This is a genomic window from Lapillicoccus sp. (genome assembly GCF_036559105.1).
Lineage (GTDB): Bacteria > Actinomycetota > Actinomycetes > Actinomycetales > Dermatophilaceae > Lapillicoccus.
In genome coordinates this window covers 1-3,867 of sequence record NZ_DATBTV010000144.1, presented here as the reverse complement: position 1 = coordinate 3,867, position 3,867 = coordinate 1, and the positions used below count along the sequence as shown (strand labels likewise).

At 71.5% G+C, this 3,867-nt stretch carries 6 protein-coding genes; 3 read left to right on the top strand and 3 right to left on the bottom strand.

Translation table 11 applies throughout. The features are described 5' to 3' along the window. The 3 genes from VIG79_RS19905 to VIG79_RS17595 form a co-directional block, all read right to left on the bottom strand. Window positions 1-155, bottom strand: a 155-nt coding sequence (locus VIG79_RS19905) for a helix-turn-helix domain-containing protein (RefSeq protein WP_414672651.1), incomplete at its 3' end; no start/stop codon positions are given. A gap of 27 nt (window positions 156-182) precedes the next feature. Further along, complete coding sequence (locus VIG79_RS17600) at window positions 183-644, bottom strand: SRPBCC domain-containing protein (RefSeq protein WP_331887987.1); 462 nt, start codon at window positions 642-644, stop codon at window positions 183-185. A gap of 70 nt (window positions 645-714) precedes the next feature. After that, window positions 715-1,125 (bottom strand): PPOX class F420-dependent oxidoreductase, encoded by a 411-nt coding sequence (locus VIG79_RS17595; RefSeq protein WP_331887985.1) that lies wholly within the window; start codon window positions 1,123-1,125, stop codon window positions 715-717. A 51-nt stretch (window positions 1,126-1,176) separates the two neighbouring features. On the opposite strand from VIG79_RS17595, the gene VIG79_RS17590 reads away from it, so the two are divergent. From VIG79_RS17590 to VIG79_RS17580, 3 genes are all read left to right on the top strand, one after another. Beyond that, window positions 1,177-2,481 (top strand): MurT ligase domain-containing protein, encoded by a 1,305-nt coding sequence (locus VIG79_RS17590; protein ID WP_331887983.1) that lies wholly within the window; start codon window positions 1,177-1,179, stop codon window positions 2,479-2,481. Then, the gene (locus tag VIG79_RS17585; RefSeq protein ID WP_331887981.1) at window positions 2,478-3,209 is read left to right on the top strand and encodes a cobalamin biosynthesis protein CobB; all 732 of its coding nucleotides are present in this window, start codon (window positions 2,478-2,480) and stop codon (window positions 3,207-3,209) included. Before VIG79_RS17590 ends, VIG79_RS17585 begins: the two co-directional genes overlap by 4 nt. A gap of 4 nt (window positions 3,210-3,213) precedes the next feature. Further along, the coding region (locus VIG79_RS17580) for a maleylpyruvate isomerase N-terminal domain-containing protein (protein ID WP_331887979.1) at window positions 3,214-3,867 on the top strand (654 nt) is incomplete at its 3' end.

The following is a 3,867-nucleotide window of genomic DNA, read 5'->3' as shown; positions in this document are numbered from 1 at the left end:
ACCCGTAGCTGCTTCTCGACCGCCTGGCGGGTGATCTCGAGCAGCGCCGCCATCTCCGCCGCGGAGCCGCCGCCCTGGGCCACGGCGTCGAGCAGCCGTTGCCGGGTCGGGTCGCCGAGGGCGGCGAAGACCTCGACCGGCGGTACCGCGCTCACTGGGCTCACCGGGTGCTCACGTTGCGCTCACGCCTCGCGCTCGGCCGTGGTGCGAGCCGCGGCCAGCTCGGTCTCCCACCCCTGGGTGTTGTCACGCAGGTAGGCCTCGCGCTCGCTCTCCGGCACGTTCTCCAGTCCGCTCTCGACGACCCGCAGGGTCACGCAGTCGGTCCCGTCCCCCGCGTCCTCGACCCAGAACTCGGTGAGGGTGCCGGCGCCCTTCTCGTCCGCCCGCCCGAGCCAGCGGAACGCCGCATACCGGGGCGGGTCGAGCCGCTCGGTGCGGATGTGGAAGGCGCCGTGCTCCTCGTCGTGGACGATCGAGGTCCCCTCGCCCGCGTCCTCGAGGCGGTGCGGGCGGATCGTCCCGCCGTTGATCCACCACCCCGGCTCGCTGACGATCTGCCAGACCCGCTCGGGGGTGGCCGCAATGGTGATCGACCGTTCGATGCGGTCGGTGTCCGTGGTCTGGTGGGTAACAGCATCCATGCAACCAGATAGTTGCATGCTTTCCGATACCAGGCAACCCGATGGTTGCCTCCGATATGCGCCGGGTCGGTTACGCGGCGGTGATGCGCACGATCCGCCGGTCCGGGCCGGTTCGCGGCCGGAACCGCCGGATCACCCGTTCCACCACCATCGCGGTGCGGTACTGCCATCCGTACTTGGCCTCGAAGAGATGCGACACGCCGTCGTGGGCCTGCACGTCGGGGTCGAGCACAGCGCTCCCCGGAACCCATGGAGCTCCCGGCGCCACGCGGCCGCGACGGCTCGACGCCCGAAGCTGCACGTCCGGGTTGTTGCGCAGCCGCTTGACCTTGCCGCTGCCCGACGGCGTGGTCACGACCAGGGCGTCCCCGTCGCGAACGACCCAGACCGTCGTGGGCACGGCCGTGCCGGACGCGCGAAAGGTGGTCAGCTCCACGAAGTCCTCGTCGCCGAGATCGGACAGGGCGGGGGTGATCGTCACGCCCGGTACGTACCCCGAGCCCCTCGTACCCACACCGTTAGGGTTTGGGGCGTGCTCCGGACCACCGCCGCGATCGTCGCGGGCAAGGCGGCCCGGGCCGCGGCCCGGGTCCGGGGTGGGGGTTCGGCGATGCCGGGCCTCGTGGCCGAGCGGATCGACCCGCAGTTCCTCGCGCACGCCCTGTCGGGGGTGAGCGAGGGGATCGTCGTCGTCACCGGGACCAACGGGAAGACGACGACCACGAAGATGCTCGCCGCCATCCTGCGCGCCCACGGCAAGCAGGTGTTCAGCAACCCGACCGGCAGCAACTTCACCCGTGGCGTCATCTCCGCGATGCTCGGGGACCTCCCGCTCACCGGACGCCTCGACGCGGAGATCGCGGTGCTGGAGCTCGACGAGTGGCACGCCCTCCAGTTCGCGAAGGTCGTGACCCCGACGCACGCCCTGCTGCTCAACGTCGCGCGCGACCAGCTGGACCGGTTCGCCGAGATCGACACGACGGCCAAGCTGCTCGGCACGCTCGCGTCGATGACGTCGACCGGCGTCGTGCGCAACCGCGACGATTCGTTCGTGGCGCGGCTCGACGAGGCGCTCTTCCAACCGGGGGTGACGACCCGCTGGTTCGGCATCGACCCCGCGGTCGCCGACGAGCTGCCGCCGCTGCACGAGGCCGACGCCCGGTTCGACGACGAGCTCTCACCGCCGGAGCCGTCCGCCGACGACGGCATGCTGAGTCCTCAGGGCCCCGCCGAGTTCCGCATCGACTTCGGTCCCGAGTCCGTCGGCCCGTTGGTCCTCAAGCAGCGCGGCCTCGCGGCGATGATCAACGCCACAGCGGCGACGACCACGGCGCGCCTGGTCCTGGGCGAGGCGTTCCGCCCCGACGTCGCCGACGAGGCGCTCCGGGCGGTCACCCCGCCGTTCGGTCGTGGCGAGGTCATCGACGCCGGCGGGTACCCACTCGAGCTGGTCCTCGTGAAGAACCCCGCCGGGTTCACCGTGGCACTAGGCACCTACCACGCCGAGCCGGTCACCACGATGGTGGCGATCAACGACGACTATGCCGACGGCCAGGACGTGTCATGGCTCTACGACGTGTCGTTCGAGTCGTTGCGGGAGAAGGGCGTTGCCCTGACGTCCGGCGTACGCGCGTACGACATGGCCCTACGTCTCGACTACGACGACGTGGCGGTCGCCGCTGTCGAGCCCGACCTGGAGCGGGCCCTGGACCGGCTCATCCGCGACTTCCCGGCCGAGCCGCGGCGGATCTTCTGCACCTACACGGCGATGATGCGACTGCGCCGGCTGCTCGCCGCGCGCTACGGCCTGGCCGGCTTCGGGGAGGAGACCGGATGACCAGCAAGGGAACCATCGACCTCGTCCACCTCTACCCGCGCGAGATGTCGATCTACGGCGACCTCGGCAACACCCGGTGTCTGGCGCAGCGGATCCGCCGGCACGGGTACGACGTCCGGGTGCACGACCACGACCCCGGGGCGACGCTGCCGGAGACGCCGCACCTGTTCATGGGCGGTGGCGGGCAGGACTCGGGGCAGAGCCGGGTCGAGGACGACCTCGCCGTCATCGCCGACCGGCTGCGCGACCTCGTCGCCGACGGGACGCCGATGATCATGATCTGCGGGATGTACCAGCTGTTCGGGAACGCCTTCATCACCGTCGAGGGGCAGGAGCTGCCCGGCCTCGGCATCCTCGACGTCACCACGCGCGGCAACCCCACGCGGATGATCGGCGGCATCGTGCTGGACACCGGCCTCGGTGAGGTCGTGGGCTTCGAGAACCATTCGGGCGCAACGGTTCTCGGCGGCGGGCAGTCGGCGTTCGGTACCGTCCGCGCCGGTCACGGCAACAACGGCACCGACCGCACCGAGGGGGCCGTGACCGGTCATGTCATCGGCTCCTACCTTCACGGCCCGATCCTCCCGGCCAACCCCCGGCTCGCCGACCACCTCATCGCCCGGGCCGCCGAGCTGGCCACGGGGCGTCCGTTCGAGCCGGGCGACCTCGACGACGCGGTGGCGGACCAGGCCCGGTCCAGGCAGGTCCGGCGCCTGCTCGCGGCCTAGGCCGATGGCCCCGCACGGGTATTCCGCGCTGGTCGACCTCCTCGACGATGTCTACGAGGCCACGACGACCGTGGTGTCCGGGCTCGACGAGGAGTCATTCGACCGGCGGACGCGTACCGCGCTCTGGTCGGTCAAGGACCTGCTGTTCCACCAGATGTGCGACGCGCAGCGAGCGCTGGTCGTGTTCACCACCGCACCCGACGCGCCCGCCGACACGACAGCGGTCTCGTACTGGTCGGCATGGCAGCCGGGCCAGCCGGGAGCCGATAGCCACGCGCGGTATGCGGCGGAAGCCGCGGCCGCATACGGGGGCTCGCACTTCCTGGTCGAGCAGTGGACGGAGACGAGCCGCGCGGCCGTGCGGGCCGCCCGTCAGCACGGCCCGGCCGGGACCGTCGCGACCCAGGGCCACGTCCTCACGGCGCGCGACGTCGTGCACACCCTCGCCGTCGAGGGCGTCGTCCACCACCTCGACCTCACGCTCGAGGTGCCCTCCCCCGGGTTGCCCGACGCGGCGTACGAACTGGTCGTCGAGGTCCTCACGGGACTACTGGGCACCGACCTGCCCAGGCCCTGGTCGGCGGAGGAGTCCGTCCTCAAGGGCACCGGCCGACAGCCCCTCAGCGACGAGGACCGTGAGTCGTTGGGTGCGGCGGTG

What these genes read in the sequence shown, in the direction of transcription:
- VIG79_RS17600 (WP_331887987.1), bottom strand. Translation starts at nt 644, where the DNA reads ATGGATGCTGTTACCCACCAGACCACGGACACCGACCGCATCGAACGG.
- VIG79_RS17585 (WP_331887981.1), top strand. Translation starts at nt 2,478, where the DNA reads ATGACCAGCAAGGGAACCATCGACCTCGTCCACCTCTACCCGCGCGAG.